Consider the following 18805-nt stretch of genomic DNA (forward strand, 5'->3'; position numbering starts at 1 on the left):
TTCCGGCTGCGCAGCTGGACTACGTCGGCAAGCGGCGGTTGATCAGCAACGCAGCCAGACCGGCGATAGCCAGGACCAGAGCGCCGAGCCGCAGCCAACCCACGCTCGCGTCGCCCTTGATGGTCTCGTAGCCGATCTGCTGCTGCAGCGACGAGTACACCGCCTTGAGCTCGGCCAACGTGGCGGCGTTATAGGCGTTACCGCCGGACAGTTGCGCGACCTTCTTCAATGTCTCGTCGTCGACTGGCACGGGCTGACGCTGGTCGTTGATCTCGACGAAGCCGTACGGGGTGCCGAAGGAGATCGTCGAGATCGGCACGCCCTGGTCCTTGGCGGTGCGCGCGGCGGTGAAGGCGCCCTTGGGGTTGTCCGGGTTGGTCGGCATCGTCTCCTTGCCGTCGGAGAACAACACGATGCGCGCCGGCGGCGGCGTGTCGCCGCCACCGATCACCGCGCCGACGGTGGCGATCGCCTGCAGCGCGGTGAAGATGCCCTCCCCGGTAGCGGTCCGGTCGGCGAACTGGAGCTTGTCCAGAGCGTTCTTGGTGGCTTCCCGGTTGGTCGTCGGCGACACCAGCACGGTCGCCGTGCCTGCGTAGGCGATCAGCCCCAGGTTGATTCCGGGAGTCAGCTCGTCGGCGAACTGCTTGGCCGCTTCCTGCGCGGCCACCATCCGGTTGGGTTCGACGTCGGTGGCACGCATCGACTGCGACACGTCGATCACCAGCATCACCACGGCGCGGTTACGCGGAATCCGCACATCGTTCGTCGGCCCCGCCATCGCGATGGTGAAGAGCACCAGCGACGCCGCCAACAGAATCGCCGGAATATGCCGCCACTTCGAAGGCCGTTTCGGCGCAACGCTTTCCAGCAACTCCATGTTGGCGAAGCGCAGCATGCGCCGCTGCCGCGCCAGTTGCAGCACCACATACAGCGCGATCAGCCCGGCGACGACGAGCAGAAACAGGAAGAACCAGGAGTGTTCGAAGCCGGACAGCGACATCGGCCCCAGCAGCGGCAACGTCATAACAGACCCGTCATGTTGTAGAAGTCCGTCACCGGCGTCCCGCCATTGCCCCGCGCCGGCGGGAGGAGATGAAACGGACGATGTCTTCGATCCAGTCGCGGTCGGTGCGCAGCGTCATCACCGGGGCGCCGCAACCACGAATGGTGCGGGCCACGTCGTCACGATGTTTCGCCGCAGCCCGAGCGAAATCCGTCTGCAACTGGGCGTCGATGGTGAATTCGCGTACCGCCCCGGATTCGGCGTCCTGCAGCACCACGTCGCCGATGTCGGGCAGTTCAACGTCGCGAGGGTCGAGGACCTCGATGGCGAGCACCTCGTGACGGGCCGCGATCGCCCGCAGCGGACGCATCCAGTTGATCGGGCCCAGGAAGTCACTGATGACCACCGCCATTCCGCGCCGGCGTTCCGGCCGGCGTAGCGCGTCGATCGCCGCGGCCAGGTCGCCGCGTACCCCGACCGGCGCCTTGGGCGTGGTCGCGATGGAGCGCAACAAATTGTGCACGTGCTCCCGGCCGGACCGGGCCGGAACCCGAATCATGTTGTCGCCGTTGGAAATCAACGCGCCAAGACGATTGCCGCCGCCGACGTTGAGGTAAGCGATCGCCGCCGCGGCGGCCACCGCGAGGTCCCGCTTCTCACACACCGAGGTGCCGAAGTCGAGGCTGGCCGACATGTCGACGACCAGCCAGGTTTCCAGCTCACGGTCGGCGATCATCTGCCGGACGTGCGGATGGGTGGTGCGCGCGGTGACCGCCCAGTCCATCCGTCGCACATCGTCACCGGGCTGGTAGATCCGCGACTCCCCCGGCTCGCTGCCCGGCCCCGGGATCAAACCCAGGTGGTCGCCGTGCAGGATGCCGTCCAGCTTGCGGTTGATCGTCAGCTCGAGGGTGCGCAGCGCCGCCGACAACTTCGGGTCGTCGATGGTGCCGCGCAGCATCGAGGGCGGATGGCGAACCGCCTTTTTATCCGTCACCGACCGCCCGCCGCGGCGCCCTGCATCACCGGTGCCACCGAATGTCCTTGCTGCGGAACGGCATTCACCTGCGGCAAGGCCACCGTCTGCAGGACCCGGTTGATCACCGTCTCGGCGGTGATCTCGTCGGCGAGCGCGTCGTAGGTGAGCACCAGCCGGTGCCGCAGCACGTCGGGGATGACGTCGATGATGTCCTGCGGGATCACATAGTCGCGACCGCGCACCAGGCCAAGCGCCCGGGCCGCGGCGATGATGCCCAGCGAGGCACGGGGCGAGGCGCCGAACGCGATCCAGGTCTTGACGTCGTTCATCCCGAGTTGCTCCGGGTGGCGGGTAGCGGTCACGATGCGGACCACGTAGTCGACCAGCGCGTGGTGGACGAAGCTGTTGGCCGCGACACCCTGCAAACGCAGCAGGTCGCCGGTGTCGAGGATCTGCTTGGGCTGCGGCGGGGTGACGCCCATCCGGTAGATGATCTCGCGCTCTTCTTCGGGCGAGGGGTAGCCGACGTTGATCTTGAACAGGAAGCGGTCGCGCTGCGCCTCAGGCAGCGGGTAGACGCCCTCCTGCTCGATCGGGTTCTGCGTCGCCATCACCAGGAACGGGTTGGGCAGCGGGAACGTCTTACCGCCGATCGAGACGTGGCGCTCGGCCATCACCTCGAGCAACGCCGACTGCACCTTGGCGGGTGCACGGTTGATCTCGTCAGCGAGCAGGAAGTTGACCACCACGGGGCCCAGCTCAGTGTCGAATTCCTCTTTGCCCTGCCGGTAGATGCGGGTACCGACGATGTCGGTGGGCACCAGGTCGGGCGTGAACTGGATGCGCGCGAACGTCCCGCCGACCACGCGCGCGAAGGTCTCTACCGCGAGCGTCTTGGCGACGCCCGGAACGCCTTCCAGAAGCACGTGCCCCTTGGCGAGCAGGCCGACCAGCATCCGCTCCACCAGCTGGTCCTGGCCCACAATGATGCGCTTGACCTCGAAGATGGCCCGCTCCAGAGTGTGCACCTCGGCGGCCAACCCGTCGGCACCGCCGATTGGCGCCTCATGGGTGGGTGGGCCCGAATGAGCACCCTGGCCCGGGTAACCGCCACCTGCCGTTGTCATCAATAACCCTCCAGAGCTCATGCGGGACACAACTGCTGTCACGACCACTGTCGCGGGGCAGCGACGTGCCCGCGTTCAACTATTCCAGGCGTCTGGAATTCCGTCGACGTCGCCGGTTCCCTATTAGGCGACTCTCAGGGTCGCCCCACCGGCTCAGTACTCGATAATCCTAGTCAGATACGGCGTCATTCCCGGCTTGCGCACCGGGCTGACGGTGACTTTGCCCGCCAGGCTCGATGCCTCCAGCATCTGACCGTTACCCAGATACATGGTGACGTGCTGGCCGCCGTTCGGGCCGTAGAAGATGAGGTCTCCGCGCCGTGCCTCGTTCTGCGGAATGTGGCGCCCGGCGTTGTACTGGTCGCCGGAGAACCGCGGGATCAGCACGCCGACCCCGGCGAAGGCGTACCGCATCAAGCCGGAGCAGTCGAAACCGGTGGTGCCAGCACCGTCGTCGACGCCTTTGCTCGGACCATCCAGCGAGCCGCCACCCCAGGAGTACGGAACCCCCATCTGGGATCCGGCGCGCCGGATTACGTGCTCGATGGCCTGCCGCCCGTTGGCCCGCGGGATCCGGCTACCGCTGGTGTTGGCGGCCGCCGGAGCGGCCGAACCGCCCAGGTTGATGCCCAGCCCGGAAAGGAACTGCTGGCCGAGGTTGAGCGTGGTCTGGGTCGCCTGAGCGGTGGCCTGCAGCGAGGCGTTAGCCACGGCCAGCGGGTCGCCGGGAGCGCCCGCGCTGATCGCGGCAGGCAGGGTGGGATCCCACTCACCCGGTTCGGCCGAAGCCGGGGCCGGAGCGGCAACAGCGATCAACAGCCCGGTCACCAAGGCGGTGATCCAGACCAAGGAGAAGCGAAATCGCTTGTGACGCATGGAACCTCGTTAATACTCGATGTAGCGGATCACGAACGGCGTCATGCCGCTGGTGCGGACCGGCGCGGTGCGCACCTTCAAACCGATATCGGGCGCCTCGAGCATCTGGCCGTTGCCCAGGTAGATCGTCACGTGCTGGCTACCGCCGGGGCCGTAGAAGATGACGTCACCACGGCGCATCTGGGCGGTCGGGATCTTGCGGCCCAGGTTGTACTGCGAGCCCGAATAGTGCGGCAGCTTGATTCCCACGCCGGCAAACGAGTAGAGGACCAGTCCAGAACAGTCGAAGCCGGTGATGCCGGCACCCGAGTCGATTCCTTTGCTGGGACCCGCCGCGTTGCCACCACCCCAGGAGTAGGGCACCCCGATCTGTGACATGCCGCGCCGAATGACGTACTCGGAGGCCTGTCGCCCGTAGACCCGCGGGATGCGGCCCGACGTCGCCGCCGCCGGCGCATTGGTGATGCCGGTGTCGTCAGGTTTGAGGATGCCGAGCTGCTGCAGGAAGTTGCGCCCCATCTGGGCGGTCACCTGCGCCGACGTCGCCGAATAGCCCAGCACCTGATTCACCACGGCGATCGGGTCACCGGGGATGTTCGCGCTGGGCACCTGCGGCAGCGTGGGGTCCCAGCCGTCCCAGCGACGCCCGCCACCGGGTCCGTCGGCCGAGTCCCACATGCCTGACGGCGGCGTGCCCTGCCCGCCGGCCGCGTGCCATGCGACCAGTTGCGCGGCCTGCAGCTTGGCTTCGGCCTGCTCACGCTCAGCGGCGGCGCGGTTGACCTCTTCGCGCTGCTCGTCGAACTTGCGCCGGGTGTCACCGAGCGCCGCGACCGCCGCGTCTTGGCTGGACTTGGCGTCGGCGGCGGCTTTGTCGGCCTTCTGCTTGGCCTGGCGCGCAACGGATTCCTTATTCACCTGCTCGGTGCGCGCCCGCTGAAGCCTGGCCATCACCGCCTGCGAACTGGTGGTCATGGTCTGGGCCGCCGACGCGGCGGCGATCATGTCTTCGGGACTGCGAGCAGTGAGGAAGCCGTCCGACGGTCCGTTCATGTAGGTGGCCGCGGCGAAGGAGTTGAATCGCTGCTGGGCCGCGGCGATTGCCGCATTCGCGTCCTTGACCGATTGCTGGCTGGTTTCCAGCTCCCGCCCGGCGACCTCAGCCTGTTCCCGTGCTTCTTCGACGGCCACCAGCGCCTTGTTGACGCCCTCTTGCTCCATCTCGACGGCGTTGGCCAGGTCTTCCAGACGCTGGCTCGCCTTGGCGACGTTGGCGATGAGCACCGCCATCGAGTCAGCCGCCGGGTCCGCCCTGGCCATTCCGAGCTCGGGCGTGCCGAACAGCAGCGCGACGCTGAGCACGGTCGGCACAGCTGGCCTGACCAACCTGGCGGCGGTTCGCGAAGCAGAGCCCGGGCGTGTCCGTCTCATGCGACTTGGGTCTCCTATGGGCAAATCGGGTGTACGACGCGGGTTTTCACCTAGAGAGCAATTGGCATCAAGAGCATCAATCGCACCGTACGTCACACTTGTCGCTAAAGAAACGCAAGTCACAAATCGCACTCTGGAAGTGCGTTTACTGTGACCGAACAGTGACCTGTGGGGTTTGCCGCGATGAGCGGAGCAGGCGTCGTATCAACGAAGACGAATAGGTGAAAGCCAGGTTAAGTGCCCTGGCCACCCTCTACCGAGGCAGTCTCGCTCGGCGCCTCCGAGGTTGCTGGCTGGCGGTTACCGAGCTGCAGCAACCTGGTTCCTACGGCTGCCGCAAACACCCCGATCAGCAAAACAATCGTCAGAGCCGTCCAGGGGAACTCAGGCGTGTTGAGTTCGTTGAGGAAATTCTGCGCAGACTGCACGGGATTGCCGGTTTTCGAGTGGTCCTCGCCGGCTTCGAGGGTCACCCGCGGGTAGTGGCTGCTGTAGCTGCCGACGTAGCTCGGACTGAGCACCAACACCGTGGAATCCGGGTAGTCGGCGCCGACAACGGTCGCGATATCGCGCAGTGGCGTGTCATTGGGCGGGTTGTGGTCGAGCAGGACGATCTTGAGGTTGATGCCATCACCGCGGGCCTGGCTGACCACTTCTTGCAGACCGGGTTCGACGTTCGGCGTGGCCGCGACACCGTCGGCGGCGACTTGCGCCTTGATCGAGTTGATGTCGACGTCCTGCGGGATGTATTCGGGCAGGAACGGGATCGTCTGCGGCAAATAGGTCTGCGGCAAATAAGTCAAAGTCGTCGCTCCTCCCACGGTGCTAGGAGCACCGTACCGGCTCCGCTTCGGGCGGCCGCGCCCCCCGCACCGCGACACTGCAACCACGCCCACGACACGCCGCCGACGGTGTGCGTGTGTTCAGTTTCGATGAACAGGGCAGCCGCCCTTTCCCCGCGAAGCCCACTGGACAAGACTGGGGGCTACGGGCAGCCCCCCGCATTGCAGGACAAGCGTACTGTTAAAGTTGCACGGCACCGTCGACACGGCCCGTCGGCGGCACAAACTGAATTTTCGGGAGTTGATGTGAGCAGCAAGAATTCGTTCGGAGCCCGCGACACACTCAAGGTCGGCGACAACAGTTACGAGATTTATCGCCTCGACGCCGTTGAGGGCACCAAGAAACTCCCCTACAGCCTCAAAGTTCTGGCCGAGAACCTGTTGCGCACCGAAGACGGCGCCAATATCACCAAAGAACACATCGAGGCGATCGCCAACTGGGACCCCGACGCCAACCCGAGCATCGAGATCCAGTTCACCCCCGCCCGGGTGGTCATGCAGGACTTCACCGGCGTCCCGTGCATCGTCGACCTGGCCACCATGCGTGAGGCCGTCGCAGATCTGGGTGGCGACCCGGAGAAGGTGAACCCGCTGGCCCCCGCCGAGCTGGTGATCGACCACTCGGTGATCCTCGACGTGTTCGGCCGCGCGGACGCCTTCGAGCGCAACGTCGAGCTGGAATACGAGCGCAACGGCGAGCGCTACCAGTTCCTGCGTTGGGGCCAAGGAGCTTTCGACGACTTCAAGGTGGTGCCCCCGGGCACCGGCATCGTGCACCAGGTCAACATCGAGTACCTGGCCCGTACGGTCATGGTCCGCGACGGCGTGGCCTACCCGGACACCTGCGTAGGCACCGACAGCCACACCACCATGGTCAACGGCCTAGGCGTGCTGGGCTGGGGTGTCGGAGGCATCGAGGCCGAGGCCGCCATGCTGGGCCAGCCCGTGTCGATGCTGATTCCGCGGGTTGTCGGCTTCAAGCTGACCGGTGAAATCAAGCCCGGCGTCACCGCCACCGACGTGGTGCTCACCGTCACCGACATGCTGCGCAAGCACGGCGTCGTCGGCAAGTTCGTCGAGTTCTACGGCAACGGCGTGGCCGAGGTGCCGTTGGCCAACCGCGCCACCCTAGGCAACATGAGCCCCGAATTCGGTTCTACCGCAGCGATTTTCCCGATCGACGAAGAGACCATCAAGTACCTGACCCTGACCGGCCGGTCCGAGGAGCAGCTCGCGCTCGTCGAGGCCTACGCCAAGGCGCAGGGCATGTGGCACGACCCCGACCATGAGCCGAAGTACTCCGAGTACCTCGAACTCGACTTGTCCACGGTGGTGCCCTCGATCGCCGGACCGAAGCGTCCGCAGGACCGGATCCCGTTGTCGGAGGCCAAGGTTGCCTTCCGCAAAGACATTCACAACTACGTGGAGGAGAACCACCCGGCGCCGGAGACCAAGCTCGACGAGGCAGTCGAGGAGTCCTTCCCGGCCAGCGACTCGGCAACGCTGTCCTTCGCCGACGACGGCGAGGGCGACCGGGTTCCCTCCGCCGCGAACGGCCACTCCGGTCGGCCCTCCAAGCCGGTCGACGTGAAGTCGGCCGACCGCGGCGAGTTCGTGCTCGACCATGGCGCCGTCGTTGTCGCGGGCATCACGTCGTGCACCAACACCTCCAACCCGTCGGTGATGCTGGGGGCCGCGCTGCTGGCCCGCAATGCCGTCGAGAAGGGCCTGACGTCCAAGCCGTGGGTGAAGACCAACATGGCTCCCGGCTCGCAGGTGGTGACCGACTACTACAACAAGGCCGGTCTGTGGCCCTACCTGGAGAAGCTGGGCTTCTACCTGGGCGGCTACGGGTGCACCACATGCATCGGCAACACCGGCCCGCTGCCCGACGAGATCTCCCAGGCGATCAACGACAACGACCTGTCGGTGACCGCGGTGCTCTCCGGTAACCGCAATTTCGAGGGCCGCATCTCCCCCGACGTCAAGATGAACTACCTGGCCTCGCCGCCGCTGGTCATCGCCTACGCCATCGCCGGCACCATGGACTTCGACTTCGAAACGGACCCGCTCGGGGTCGACAAGGATGGCACCGAGGTCTATCTCAAGGACATCTGGCCCACCACCCAGGAGATCGAGGAGACGATCGCCTCCTCGATCAACCGGGACATGTTCACCGAGTCCTACGCCGACGTCTTCAAGGGCGACGATCGCTGGCGGTCGCTGCCAACCCCGGAGGGCAACACCTTCGAATGGTCCGACGACTCGACCTACGTCCGCAAGGCGCCGTACTTCGACGGCATGCCCGCCGAGCCGGAGCCGGTCAAGGACATCAAGGGCGCCAGAGTCCTTGCACTGCTGGGTGATTCGGTGACCACCGACCACATCTCGCCGGCCGGCGCGATCAAGAAGGGCACCCCTGCGGCGCAGTACCTCGAGGAGCACGGGGTGCAGCCGAAGGACTTCAACTCCCTCGGCTCGCGACGCGGCAACCACGAGGTGATGATCCGCGGCACGTTCGCCAACATCCGGCTAAGCAACCAGGTGCTTGCCGGATTAGGGGAAGTTGTCTCCGGCGGCTACACCCGCGACTTCACCCAGGACGGCGGTCCGCAGGCGTTCATCTTCGACGCGGCGCAGAACTACGCGGCGCAGAAGATTCCGCTGGTGGTGCTGGGCGGCAAGGAGTACGGATCCGGATCGTCGCGAGACTGGGCGGCCAAGGGCACCTTGCTGCTGGGCGTGCGTGCGGTGATCACCGAATCGTTCGAGCGCATCCACCGGTCCAACCTGATCGGCATGGGCGTCATCCCGCTGCAGTTCCCCGAGGGCGAGTCGGCTAAGTCCCTGAAGCTGGACGGCACCGAGACCTACGACATCACCGGCATCGAGGCGCTCAACGAGGGCAAAACGCCGAAGACGGTGAAGGTGACCGCCACCAAGGAAGACGGCAACAAGGTCGAGTTCGACGCGGTGGTCCGCATCGACACACCTGGTGAAGCCGACTACTACCGCAACGGCGGCATCCTGCAGTACGTGCTGCGCAACATGCTCAAGTCCAGCAAGTCCGGCTAACCGAGCGCTCACACCCGCCAGTGCCGAAGGTCAGCGAGGACCATCTGGAGGCTCGGCGCCGTCAGATCCTCGACGGTGCACGCCGCTGTTTCGCCGAGTACGGCTACGAGCAAGCCACGGTGCGACGGCTGGAGCAAGAGATCGGGATGTCGCGCGGCGCGATCTTCCACCATTACCGGGACAAGGACGCCCTGTTCTTCGCGCTGGCGCGCGAGGACACCCAGCGAATGGCGGAGGTCGCGTCGCGCTCTGGTCTCATCCAGGTGATGCGCGAGATGCTCGCCGCACCCGAGCAGTTCGACTGGCTGGCAACCCGACTGGAGATCGCCCGCAAGCTGCGCCATGACCCCGAGTTCAGTCGCGGCTGGGAAGAACGGTCAGCGGAACTGGCGGCGGCGACCACCGATCGGCTGCACCGGCAAAAGCAGGCGGGCCGGGTGCGCGAGGACGTCCCCGCCGACGTGCTGCACTGCTACCTGGATCTAGTGCTGGACGGACTGGTGGCCCGGTTGGCCTCAGGCGAGGATCCGCAGCGCCTGGCAGCGGTGCTCGATCTCGTCGAGAACTCGGTGCGTAGTTCCCGGTCTTGACGGTCAGGCCGGGGGTTTGACTGCGCGGTGATTGGGACCGCCACGGCTGCGCATTGTGGTTCCCGACTCGCGCAGCAAGCTGTGTACCGAGCCGTACGACCGCCCGGTCGAAGCGGCCAGTTTACGGATGCTGGCGCCCTTCTCGTAGGCGTTGCGCAACTCATGCAACAGCTGATCGCGGGTCTCCTTTGACTTCCGCATGGCAACAGGGTAGGAATCCGCGACCCTTGGCGTGCCGCTTTGACGCAATTCGGGTGAGCGGACGCTCAGGCCAGCTCAATGAGGTCCCGATACTCCTCTGACCAGTAATCCTCGGTGCCGTCGGGCAAGAGCACGACGCGTTGCGGGTCGAGCGCCTCGGCCGCGCCCGGGTCGTGGGTGACCAGCACCACCGCGCCCTGGTAGCTGCGCAGCGCGTCGAGCACCTGCTCGCGGGAGGCGGGGTCGAGGTTGTTGGTCGGTTCGTCGAGCAGCAGGACGTTGGCCGTCGAGGCGACCAAGCCGGCCAGTGCGAGGCGGGTTTTTTCGCCGCCGGACAACGTGCCCGCGGGCTGGTCGAGTTGCGGTCCGGTGAACATGAAGGCGCCGAGCAGACCGCGCAGGTCCTGTTCGCCGGATTCGGGCGCGGCGTGCCGGATGTTCTGCCAGACGGTCGCGTCGTTGTCGAGGGTGTCGTGCTCCTGGGCGAAATAGCCGATCCGCAACCCGTGACCGGGCTCTAGGCCGCCGGTGTCCGGGGTCTCTACACCGGCCAGCAAACGCAGCAGCGTGGTCTTGCCGGCACCGTTGAGCCCGAGCACCACCACGCGCGAGCCGCGGTCGATGGCCAGGTCGAGGCCGGTGAAGACCTCAAGCGAGCCGTACGTCCGGCTCAGCCCCTTGACCACCAACGGCGTCCGCCCGCAGGGGGCCGGCGTGGGGAATTTGATGCGGGCCACCTTGTCGGCGACGCGCTCTTCGTCGAGGGCCGCCATCATGCGGTCGGCACGACGCAACATATTCTGTGCCGCAACAGCTTTCGTCGCTTTCGCACCCAGCTTCGCAGCCTGGTTGCGCAGCGCCGTGGCCTTGCGTTCGGCATTCGCCCGTTCCCGTCGGCGGCGCTGCTCGTCGGTGGCGCGCGCGTCGAGGTACTTCTGCCAGGTCATGTTGTAGACGTCGACCTCGCCCCGCACCGCGTCGAGGAACCAGACCCGGTTGACCACGTCGGCCAGCAGGTCGACGTTGTGGCTGATGATCACCAGTCCCCCGTTATGGGAGCGCAGGAAATCCCGAAGCCAGCCAACCGAATCCGCGTCCAGGTGGTTGGTCGGCTCGTCGAGCAGCAACGTCGTGGAGGACCCGGAACCGCTGTCGGATGCCGCGAACAGGATTCGCGCGAGTTCGACACGGCGGCGCTGCCCACCAGACAGGGTGCGCAGTTGCTGGGTCAGCACCCGGTCGGGCAGTCCGAGGCTGGCGCAGATGCGGCCCGCTTCGCTTTCGGCGCCGTAACCGCCGAGCGCGACGAACCGCTCCTCAAGCTGGCCGTAGCGGCGGATGGCGCGGTCGCGCGCGTCGTCGTCAGCAACCTCGGCCATCAGCGCCTGTTGCTTCTCCAGGTCGGTGAGCAACACGTCCAGACCACGGGCGGACAGCACCCGGTCGCGGGCCAGCACGTCGAGGTCGCCCTCTTTGGGATCCTGTGGCAGATAACCGATGTCGCCCTTACGCGTCACCGAGCCGGCGTATGGCTGGCCCTCCCCCGCCAAAATGCGCATGGTCGTCGTCTTGCCTGCGCCGTTCCGTCCGACCAATCCGATTCGGTCGCCGGGCTGCACCCGCAAGTCCGGACCGTCCGGGGAGAGCAGGATGCGCGCACCAGCGCGGACCTCGAGGTCCGTAGCCGTGATCACATTCGCTCCTTTTGTCCGGCGCTACTCGCCGGCGTTATTTGTCGTCAGTGAATACCGCTGGGCGCTTCTCTGCGCGTGCGGCAACCGCTTCTTCGAAGTTGGAGGTGAGCAGACGGACGAAAAGCTGTCCGAGGCCTTCGGCCTGCATGTGTCCCTCGAGGCTGCTGGCGTCCAGTCCACTCCATAGCGTGCGTTTGGTCAACTCGATACCCGGCCGCGAGAACGCCGCCATGCGCGCGGCAATCGCATAACAGGTGTCCAGCAACTGGGCTTCCGGCACCTGACAGGACACCAATCCGATCCGTTCGGCCTCCTCGGCGGAGACGTCACGGCCGGTCAGCATGATCTCGAATGCCCGCGAGGACCCGATGGCCCGGGGCAGCAGATAACTCAGGCCGAGTTCGCTGGCGGTGAGACCGTTGTTGATGCCGGCCGCCCGGAAATACGCGCTGGTCGAGGCCACCCGGATGTCGGATGCCAGCGCCAGGCACAGTCCCCCGCCGATCGCCGCGCCGTTGACCGCGGCGATCACCGGTTGGTGCAGGCGCCGCAGCTTCAGAATGATCTCGTCGAGCAGTTCCATCGACCGCAGCGCGTACGTCGGGCGGGTGAGGTCTTCGACGTGCGGGACGGTGCCGGCGGACTTGTGGTCGGCGCCCGACGAGAACCCCCGTCCCGCCCCGGTGAGGACCACCACACGCACCGAATTGTCGTAGGTGACCTCGTCGAGAGCCTCCTTGAGCGGCACCATGACGTCGAACGCCATCGAGTTCATCCGCTCGGGACGGTTCAGCGTGATCAGAGCAATCTCGGGCCGCGGGTGTTCCAGGAGGACCAAACTCACCGTGAAACGGTAACGCAGAACGGGCCCGAGTCCGCGAACGTAACCCCGGCCGGGTTCGCGCTCAGACTTCGGTCGCCTCTTCGATGTCGTAGGCCTTGAGCTGCTGCACCAGGTCCTCCAGCGCCGCCGGGGGCAGCGCACCGGCCTGGTTGAAGAGCAGCTTGCCCTTCTTGAAGGCCATCAGGGTAGGGATCGAGCGGATCTGGGCGGCCGCGGCGAGTTCCTGCTCGGCCTCGGTGTCGACCTTGGCGAAGACCACGTCGGGATGCTTCTCCGACGCAGCCTTGAAGGTGGGCGCGAAGGCGCGACACGGGCCGCACCAGGAGGCCCAGAAGTCGACCAGCACCATGTCGTTGCCGTTGACCGTTTCGTTGAACTGCGAGGCAGTGAGGTCTTGGGTAGTCACAACTGCGCTAACGCCGACGTCGTGATCGTTGTTCCCGAGCCGCTCACAACAAGCTCGGCGTCGTCTGCTGATGCCGATAGGCCCGCAACTGCTTGACCAATTCGGCCATCACCCTCGGATTGGCGATCCCCGGCTGCTTGAACACCAATGCGCCCTTTTTGAAAGCCATCAATGTCGGCAACAATGTGACCCCTGCCGTTTCGACCAATTCCTTTTCGGTTTCGAAGTTCACTTTGCCGTGCACGATGTCCGGGCAATTCTGCGCGGAAGTCTCGTAGGTAGGCGTGAACACGTCGCACGGCTGGCACAACGGCGCCCAGAAGTAAACGAACACGTTCTCGTTGCCCCTAACCGCCTGCCGGAAGTCGGCGGCGGTCAGATCACGTGTCGACCCGGTGCCCATCAGCAGTAGAGCGTACGTCAACGCGACGCGGCAGACCGCCAGCTTCGCTTACTCAACAGGCGCATCCCGTTGAGCGCCACCAGCAGTGTGGATCCCTCGTGACCGGCCACTCCCAGCGGTAACGGCAGCTGCCCAAAGAGATCCCACAGCACCAGCACCGCGATGATGCTGCTGGCGAGCGCAAGGTTGACGGTCACCACGCGGCGCGCCTGCCGGGCCAGCCCGATGATCGTCGGGATGGTGTGCAGTTCATCGCGCACCGTCACCGCGTCGGCGGTCTGCAGGGCGATGTCGGAGCCCGCACCCATCGCCATCGAGGCACACGCCGCGGCCATCGCCGGCGCGTCGTTGACGCCATCACCCACCAACAGGACCCGGTGACCGTCCGCCTGCAGCGCACGTACCGCGGCCACCTTCTGCTCGGGCAGCAGCCCGGCGCGCACGTCGGCGATCCCGGCGTCGCGGGCGACAAGTCGGGCCGCGCGGGCATTGTCGCCGGTCAGCAGCACCGGAGGTGCCGACGTCACGGCCGTCATGGCCGCGACGGAGTCCACGGCGTCGGAGCGGATCTGATCGGCGAGTCCCAGCACACCGACGGCCGCCCCGTTGAGGACGATGACCGCGGCTGTGGCCCCGGTATCGACGAGATGTGCCACTTCCCGCGGGAGCGTTCCGCGGAAGCTGTGCGGGCTGCAGACCTCGACGAAATCGCGTCCGACCATCGCACGCACCCCGCGGCCCGGCACCGCGCGGAAGTCATCGGCGGCGGGGATGGCCACACCGCGCCGGCGCGCTTCCCCGACGATCGCCCGGCCCAGCGGATGTTCGCTGAATTGCTCTGCAGCAGCGGCTAATTCGAGCAACCGCGATATGCCGACCGACTCCGGCCGCAGCGCCTGGACGGACGTCAGCCGCGGCGTCCCGCAGGTCAGCGTGCCGGTCTTGTCCAACGCGACGACGGTGGTGTCGGCAAGGCGTTCGACGACGACCGCCGACTTCACCAGGATGCCGTGCCGGCCGGCGTTGGCGATCACCGAAAGCAGCGGCGGCATGGTGGCCAACACCACCGCGCACGGGGAAGCGACGATCATGAACGTCATGGCGCGCAACAGGGTTGGCTGCAACGCAGAGCCCAGCAGCAGCGGACCCGCGATCAGAGCCAGCGAGGCCACCACCACTCCCACCGAGTATCGCTGCTCGATTTTCTCAATGAACAGTTGGGTTTTGGCCTTGGTTGCGGACGCCTCGGATACCAACTCGACGATCCTCGCGACGACGCTCTGAGATGGGTCGCGGGCGACGACCATCTGCAGCACGCCGGACCCGTTGACCGTGCCGGCGAAGACATCGTCACCGGCAGCCTTGATGACCGGCATCGATTCACCGGTGATCGAGCACTGGTCCACCTCGGACTCACCGGACAGCACCACGCCGTCGGCAGGCATCCGTTCTCCCGGCCGCACCACCAACCGGTCGCCCACCTCGAGTTCGCTCGCAGGCACCACCCGCTCGAGGCCTGCCGCGTCGACGATTACGGCCTGATCGGGCGCGAGGTCCATCAGGCCCTGCACCGAATCCGCGGTGTGCTTTGTCGCAACCTCGTCGAGGGCACCCGAGGTCGCGAAAATCACGATGAGCAAAGCTCCGTCGAATATCTGACCGATCGCCACCGCACCGATCGCCGCCACGATCATCAGCAGGTCGACGTCGAGCGCCTTGTTCCGAAGCGCCTGCGCGCCTGCCCATGCCGAGCCCCAGCCGCCGGCCAGATAACAGGCCAGATACAGCGTCCACCAGACGACGGGTGGCGCACTGGCGAGTTGCGCCGCCAGCCCGCCCAGGAACAGTGTCAACGCGACGGTGGCCCAGCGCACCGACATGACCGACCACAACGCGACGCGCCAACTCATCCGGCGGACGGCGGGAACGCGGTCGAAGGAAACCTCCGGGGCGGTCTCTTCGAGAGCGGTCAAGGTCATTCCGGCGGCCTCACAACGGCTTGGGACTACGTCTGGATGCACCGAGTCTATTGACGCGGGCGTCGCCGGAGGTCTCGGTTTGGTTCCGTTATGTCATTGAATTGGCTTCTGGCACTTGGGCATACAGACCCGCACCGCAGCAGCCGCCAACTCGTTCAGCTCGGTCGGGATACGGCGCCGAATTCCTTTGATGGACTACTTAAATTCGCCGAAAAATGGTTGCCGAAAAGGATTCATCATTGCCGAATCGCGATACGATTCTGGGATCGCCGGCTCTTCGCTGTGGAGGTGCGAGATGTCGTTTGTGGTCGCCAATACCGATTTCGTATCGCAAGCAGCGGGCAATCTCGCCCGGGTCGGATCACTGATCAGCGAAGCCAACAACGCCGCGGCGGCCCAGACGACCGCCGTCGCCGCCGCCGGCGCGGACGAGGTGTCGGCCGCCGTCGCCGCCATTTTCGGTGCGCACGCGCAGACGTATCAGACCCTCAGCGCCGGAGCCACCGCATTCCACGAACAGTTCGTGCAGTTGCTCTCCGGCGGCGCCAATGCTTATGCCCTCGCCGAAGCGACCAATATCGGTCCGCTGCAGCCGATCCTGGACCTGATCAACGCACCCACCAACGCGCTGTTGGGCCGCCCGCTGATCGGCAACGGCGCTGACGGAACCGCGGCGAACCCGAACGGCCAGGCGGGCGGCCTTCTGTTCGGCAATGGCGGCAACGGATTCTCGTCGGGCGTCGCGGGAGTAGGCGGAGGCAACGGCGGGGCCGCGGGACTGCTCGGTTTCGGCGGGGCCGGCGGCGTGGGCGGGTTGGGCGCCAACGGCGGCGCCGGTGGTGCCGGCGGCTGGCTGTTCGGCGGTGGCGGCGCCGGCGGTAACAGCGGCGGTGGCGGCGGCGCCGGCGGTGCCGGCGGCTCCGCATTCTTGTTCGGGAATGGCGGCCTCGGCGGTACCAGCCCCAACGGGATGGGGGCGGGCGGCGCCGGAGGCAACGGCGGACTGCTGTACGGCAACGGCGGTGGCGGCGGCGGCAGTTCCCTCACCGGCCCCGCCGGCAACGGCGGCAGGGCTTTCCTGTTCGGCGACGGCGGCAGTGGCGGGGCGGCATCCAACGCCGCCCCGGCCGGAGCCGGAGGCGCCGGGGGGGTCTTCGTCGGTAACGGCGGCGCCGGCGGCAACGCCCCGATGGGCGGCGTCGGCGGGCCCGGTGGGCAGGCCGGGCTGATCGGCAACGGCGGAGCCGGAGGCAATGCCAATATCAACGCCGGTAACGGCGGTAATGCGATTTTGATCGGTAACGGCGGGGCGGGTGGCAGTCCAAACGGCCTCGGCGGCCAGCGCGGGCTGCTGTTCGGCCAGAACGGCGCGCCAACGGCTAAGAGCCGTCGCAAGTCAGGAGGTTTCCTGGTTACGGTTGCGTACGTTTTCTCCCAGCAGCAAGACTGTGCCCGATCACCGGGCCGATCAGACTGAGTGGAAGGAACCACAGTGGGGCACTACATCGCCAACGTGCGCGATCTCGAGTTCAATCTGTTCGAGGTTCTTGACGTCGGTGCCGTACTGGGGACCGGCAAGTATGCCGACCTCGACGAAGACACGGTGCGCACCATCCTCTCGGAAGCGGCCCGGTTGGCCGAAGGCCCGGTCGCCGAGTCCTTCGCCTTCGCCGACCGCCATCCTCCGGTCTTCGACCCGGCTACGCACTCCATCAGCGTCGCACCGGAATTGGTGAAGACCGTGCAGGCCATCAAGGACGCGGAATGGTGGCGACTGGGCCTCGCCGAGGAGATCGGCGGCATGGCCGCGCCTCCGCCGCTCACCTGGGCGGTCAACGAGATGATCTACTGCGCCAACCCGTCGGTCTGCTTCTTCAACCTCGGCCCCATTCTTTCGCAATCACTGTTCGTCGAGGGCAACGACGAGCAGAAGCGTTGGGCCGCAATGGGAGTCGAGCGCGGCTGGCAATCGACCATGGTACTCACCGAACCCGACGCCGGCTCGGATGTCGGAGCGGGCCGGACCAAGGCCATCGAACAGCCCGACGGCACCTGGCACATCGAGGGCGTCAAGCGATTCATCTCCGGTGGCGACGTCGGCGACACGACCGAGAACATCTTCCATCTGGTGTTGGCTCGCCCTGAGGGCGCGGGACCGGGTACCAAGGGTTTGAGCCTGTTCTACGTTCCCAACTTCCTGTTCGACCCGGACACCGGCGAGCTCGGTGCGCGCAACGGGGTCTACGTCACCGGGGTGGAACACAAGATGGGTCTGAAGTCCTCCCCCACCTGCGAGCTGACCTTCGGGGCCACCGACGTTCCGGCCGTCGGATATCTGGTCGGCGGTGTCCACGACGGGATCGCGCAGATGTTCCACGTGATCGAGAACGCGCGCATGACAATCGGCGTCAAGTCTGCGGGGACCCTGTCGACGGGCTACCTCAACGCCCTCGCCTATGCGAAGGAACGGGTGCAGGGCGCGGACATGACGCAGATGACGGACAAGACCGCGCCGCGCGTCACGATCATGCACCACCCCGACGTGCGTCGCAGCCTGATGACTCAGAAGGCGTACGCGGAGGGCCTGCGAGCCGTCTACATGTATGCCGCAGCGCATCAGGACAGCGCTGTGGCACAACATGTTTCGGGCGCCGACCCCGACCTGGCGCACCGCGTCGACGACCTGCTGCTGCCCATCGTCAAGGGCGTGGGCTCGGAGCGGGCCTACGAGGTGCTGACCGAATCGCTGCAGACGCTCGGCGGGTCCGGTTTCCTCACCGACTACCCGCTGGAGCAGTACATCCGCGACTCGAAGATCGACTCGCTCTACGAAGGCACCACCGCGATCCAGGCGATGGACTTCTTCTTCCGCAAGATCGTGCGCGACCACGGGCAGTCTCTGCAGCACGTGACGACGCAGATCAACAAGACCATCGAGACCACCACGGAGTCATTGAAGGACCAGGCCGAGCTGCTGCAGGCCGCCGTCGAAGACGTCACCGGCATGACTGGTGCGCTGATGGGATACCTGATGTCGGCCGCCCAACACCCCACTGACATCTACAAGGTAGGCCTGGGCTCGGTGCGCTACCTGCTTGCCGTCGGTGACCTGATGATCGGCTGGCGGTTGTTGGCGCAGGCCAACGTGGCGGCGGCGGCGCTGGAGGGCGATCCGTCCGCGAGCGACAAGGCCTTTTACGAGGGCAAGGTCGGTGTGTCGGCGTTCTTCGCCAAGAACATGTTGCCGAAGCTGGCCGGGGTGCGGGCGGTGCTGGAGAACATCGACGACGACATCATGCGGGTCTCCGAAGACGTCTTCTGACGCATAGGGTCCGCACAGCTCCGAGGGGTA

At 66.3% G+C, this 18805-nt stretch carries 16 protein-coding genes; 4 read left to right on the top strand and 12 right to left on the bottom strand.

Going from position 1 to position 18805, the window contains the following annotated elements; genetic code table 11:
* Positions 1-19: 19 nt before the first annotated feature.
* The 6 genes from QXH22_RS01185 to QXH22_RS01210 all read right to left on the bottom strand — a co-directional run bounded on the left by QXH22_RS01185 (position 20) and on the right by QXH22_RS01210 (position 6213).
* Positions 20-1027: a VWA domain-containing protein gene (locus QXH22_RS01185; RefSeq protein WP_306240948.1), complete on the bottom strand. Its 1008-nt coding sequence runs from the start codon at positions 1025-1027 to the stop codon at positions 20-22.
* A 28-nt stretch (positions 1028-1055) separates the two neighbouring features.
* Positions 1056-1967, bottom strand: coding sequence for a DUF58 domain-containing protein (locus QXH22_RS01190; protein ID WP_371934195.1), 912 nt, complete (start codon positions 1965-1967; stop codon positions 1056-1058).
* Between the two features lie 32 nt (positions 1968-1999).
* Positions 2000-3112, bottom strand: coding sequence for a MoxR family ATPase (locus QXH22_RS01195; protein WP_306240950.1), 1113 nt, complete (start codon positions 3110-3112; stop codon positions 2000-2002).
* A gap of 153 nt (positions 3113-3265) precedes the next feature.
* The gene (gene ripB / locus QXH22_RS01200; RefSeq protein ID WP_306240951.1) at positions 3266-3988 is read right to left on the bottom strand and encodes an NlpC/P60 family peptidoglycan endopeptidase RipB; all 723 of its coding nucleotides are present in this window, start codon (positions 3986-3988) and stop codon (positions 3266-3268) included.
* A gap of 9 nt (positions 3989-3997) precedes the next feature.
* Positions 3998-5419 carry an NlpC/P60 family peptidoglycan endopeptidase RipA gene (gene ripA / locus QXH22_RS01205; RefSeq protein ID WP_306240952.1) on the bottom strand — a complete coding sequence of 474 codons (1422 nt, stop codon included), beginning with the start codon at positions 5417-5419 and terminating at the stop codon, positions 3998-4000.
* A 233-nt stretch (positions 5420-5652) separates the two neighbouring features.
* Entirely contained in the window at positions 5653-6213 is a 561-nt protein-coding gene (locus QXH22_RS01210; protein WP_306275926.1) for a DUF6676 family protein, read from the bottom strand.
* Positions 6214-6507: 294 nt separating this feature from the next.
* Here QXH22_RS01210 and QXH22_RS01215 point away from each other — a divergent pair, with 294 nt between their 5' ends.
* Both QXH22_RS01215 and QXH22_RS01220 read left to right on the top strand, forming a co-directional pair.
* Entirely contained in the window at positions 6508-9336 is a 2829-nt protein-coding gene (locus tag QXH22_RS01215) for an aconitate hydratase (RefSeq protein WP_306274762.1), read from the top strand.
* A 20-nt stretch (positions 9337-9356) separates the two neighbouring features.
* Positions 9357-9926, top strand: coding sequence for a TetR/AcrR family transcriptional regulator (locus QXH22_RS01220; RefSeq protein ID WP_306274763.1), 570 nt, complete (start codon positions 9357-9359; stop codon positions 9924-9926).
* Positions 9927-9929: 3 nt separating this feature from the next.
* Here QXH22_RS01220 and QXH22_RS01225 read toward each other — a convergent pair whose 3' ends face one another.
* The 6 genes from QXH22_RS01225 to QXH22_RS01250 form a co-directional block, all read right to left on the bottom strand.
* The gene (locus tag QXH22_RS01225; protein WP_306240956.1) at positions 9930-10127 is read right to left on the bottom strand and encodes a helix-turn-helix domain-containing protein; all 198 of its coding nucleotides are present in this window, start codon (positions 10125-10127) and stop codon (positions 9930-9932) included.
* A 65-nt stretch (positions 10128-10192) separates the two neighbouring features.
* Positions 10193-11821, bottom strand: a complete 1629-nt coding sequence (locus tag QXH22_RS01230; RefSeq protein ID WP_306274764.1) for an ABC-F family ATP-binding cassette domain-containing protein — start codon at positions 11819-11821, stop codon at positions 10193-10195.
* Positions 11822-11855: 34 nt separating this feature from the next.
* Positions 11856-12683, bottom strand: coding sequence for an enoyl-CoA hydratase (locus QXH22_RS01235; RefSeq protein WP_306275927.1), 828 nt, complete (start codon positions 12681-12683; stop codon positions 11856-11858).
* A gap of 43 nt (positions 12684-12726) precedes the next feature.
* Positions 12727-13071, bottom strand: a complete 345-nt coding sequence (gene trxA / locus QXH22_RS01240) for a thioredoxin (RefSeq protein ID WP_306240959.1) — start codon at positions 13069-13071, stop codon at positions 12727-12729.
* A gap of 43 nt (positions 13072-13114) precedes the next feature.
* On the bottom strand, positions 13115-13474 hold the full coding sequence (locus QXH22_RS01245; protein WP_306244243.1) for a co-chaperone YbbN: 360 nt from the start codon (positions 13472-13474) through the stop codon (positions 13115-13117).
* A 17-nt stretch (positions 13475-13491) separates the two neighbouring features.
* Positions 13492-15453, bottom strand: a complete 1962-nt coding sequence (locus QXH22_RS01250) for a heavy metal translocating P-type ATPase (RefSeq protein ID WP_306274765.1) — start codon at positions 15451-15453, stop codon at positions 13492-13494.
* 295 nt (positions 15454-15748) lie between these two features.
* Between QXH22_RS01250 and QXH22_RS01255 the strand changes: the two genes are divergently transcribed.
* Both QXH22_RS01255 and QXH22_RS01260 read left to right on the top strand, forming a co-directional pair.
* Positions 15749-16930: a PE family protein gene (locus QXH22_RS01255; protein ID WP_306274766.1), complete on the top strand. Its 1182-nt coding sequence runs from the start codon at positions 15749-15751 to the stop codon at positions 16928-16930.
* Positions 16931-16945: 15 nt separating this feature from the next.
* Positions 16946-18775 carry an acyl-CoA dehydrogenase gene (locus QXH22_RS01260; protein ID WP_306240962.1) on the top strand — a complete coding sequence of 610 codons (1830 nt, stop codon included), beginning with the start codon at positions 16946-16948 and terminating at the stop codon, positions 18773-18775.
* Positions 18776-18805 lie beyond the last annotated feature (30 nt).

It is taken from the genome of Mycobacterium sp. TY814, assembly GCF_030755175.1.
Classification (GTDB): Bacteria; Actinomycetota; Actinomycetes; order Mycobacteriales; family Mycobacteriaceae; genus Mycobacterium.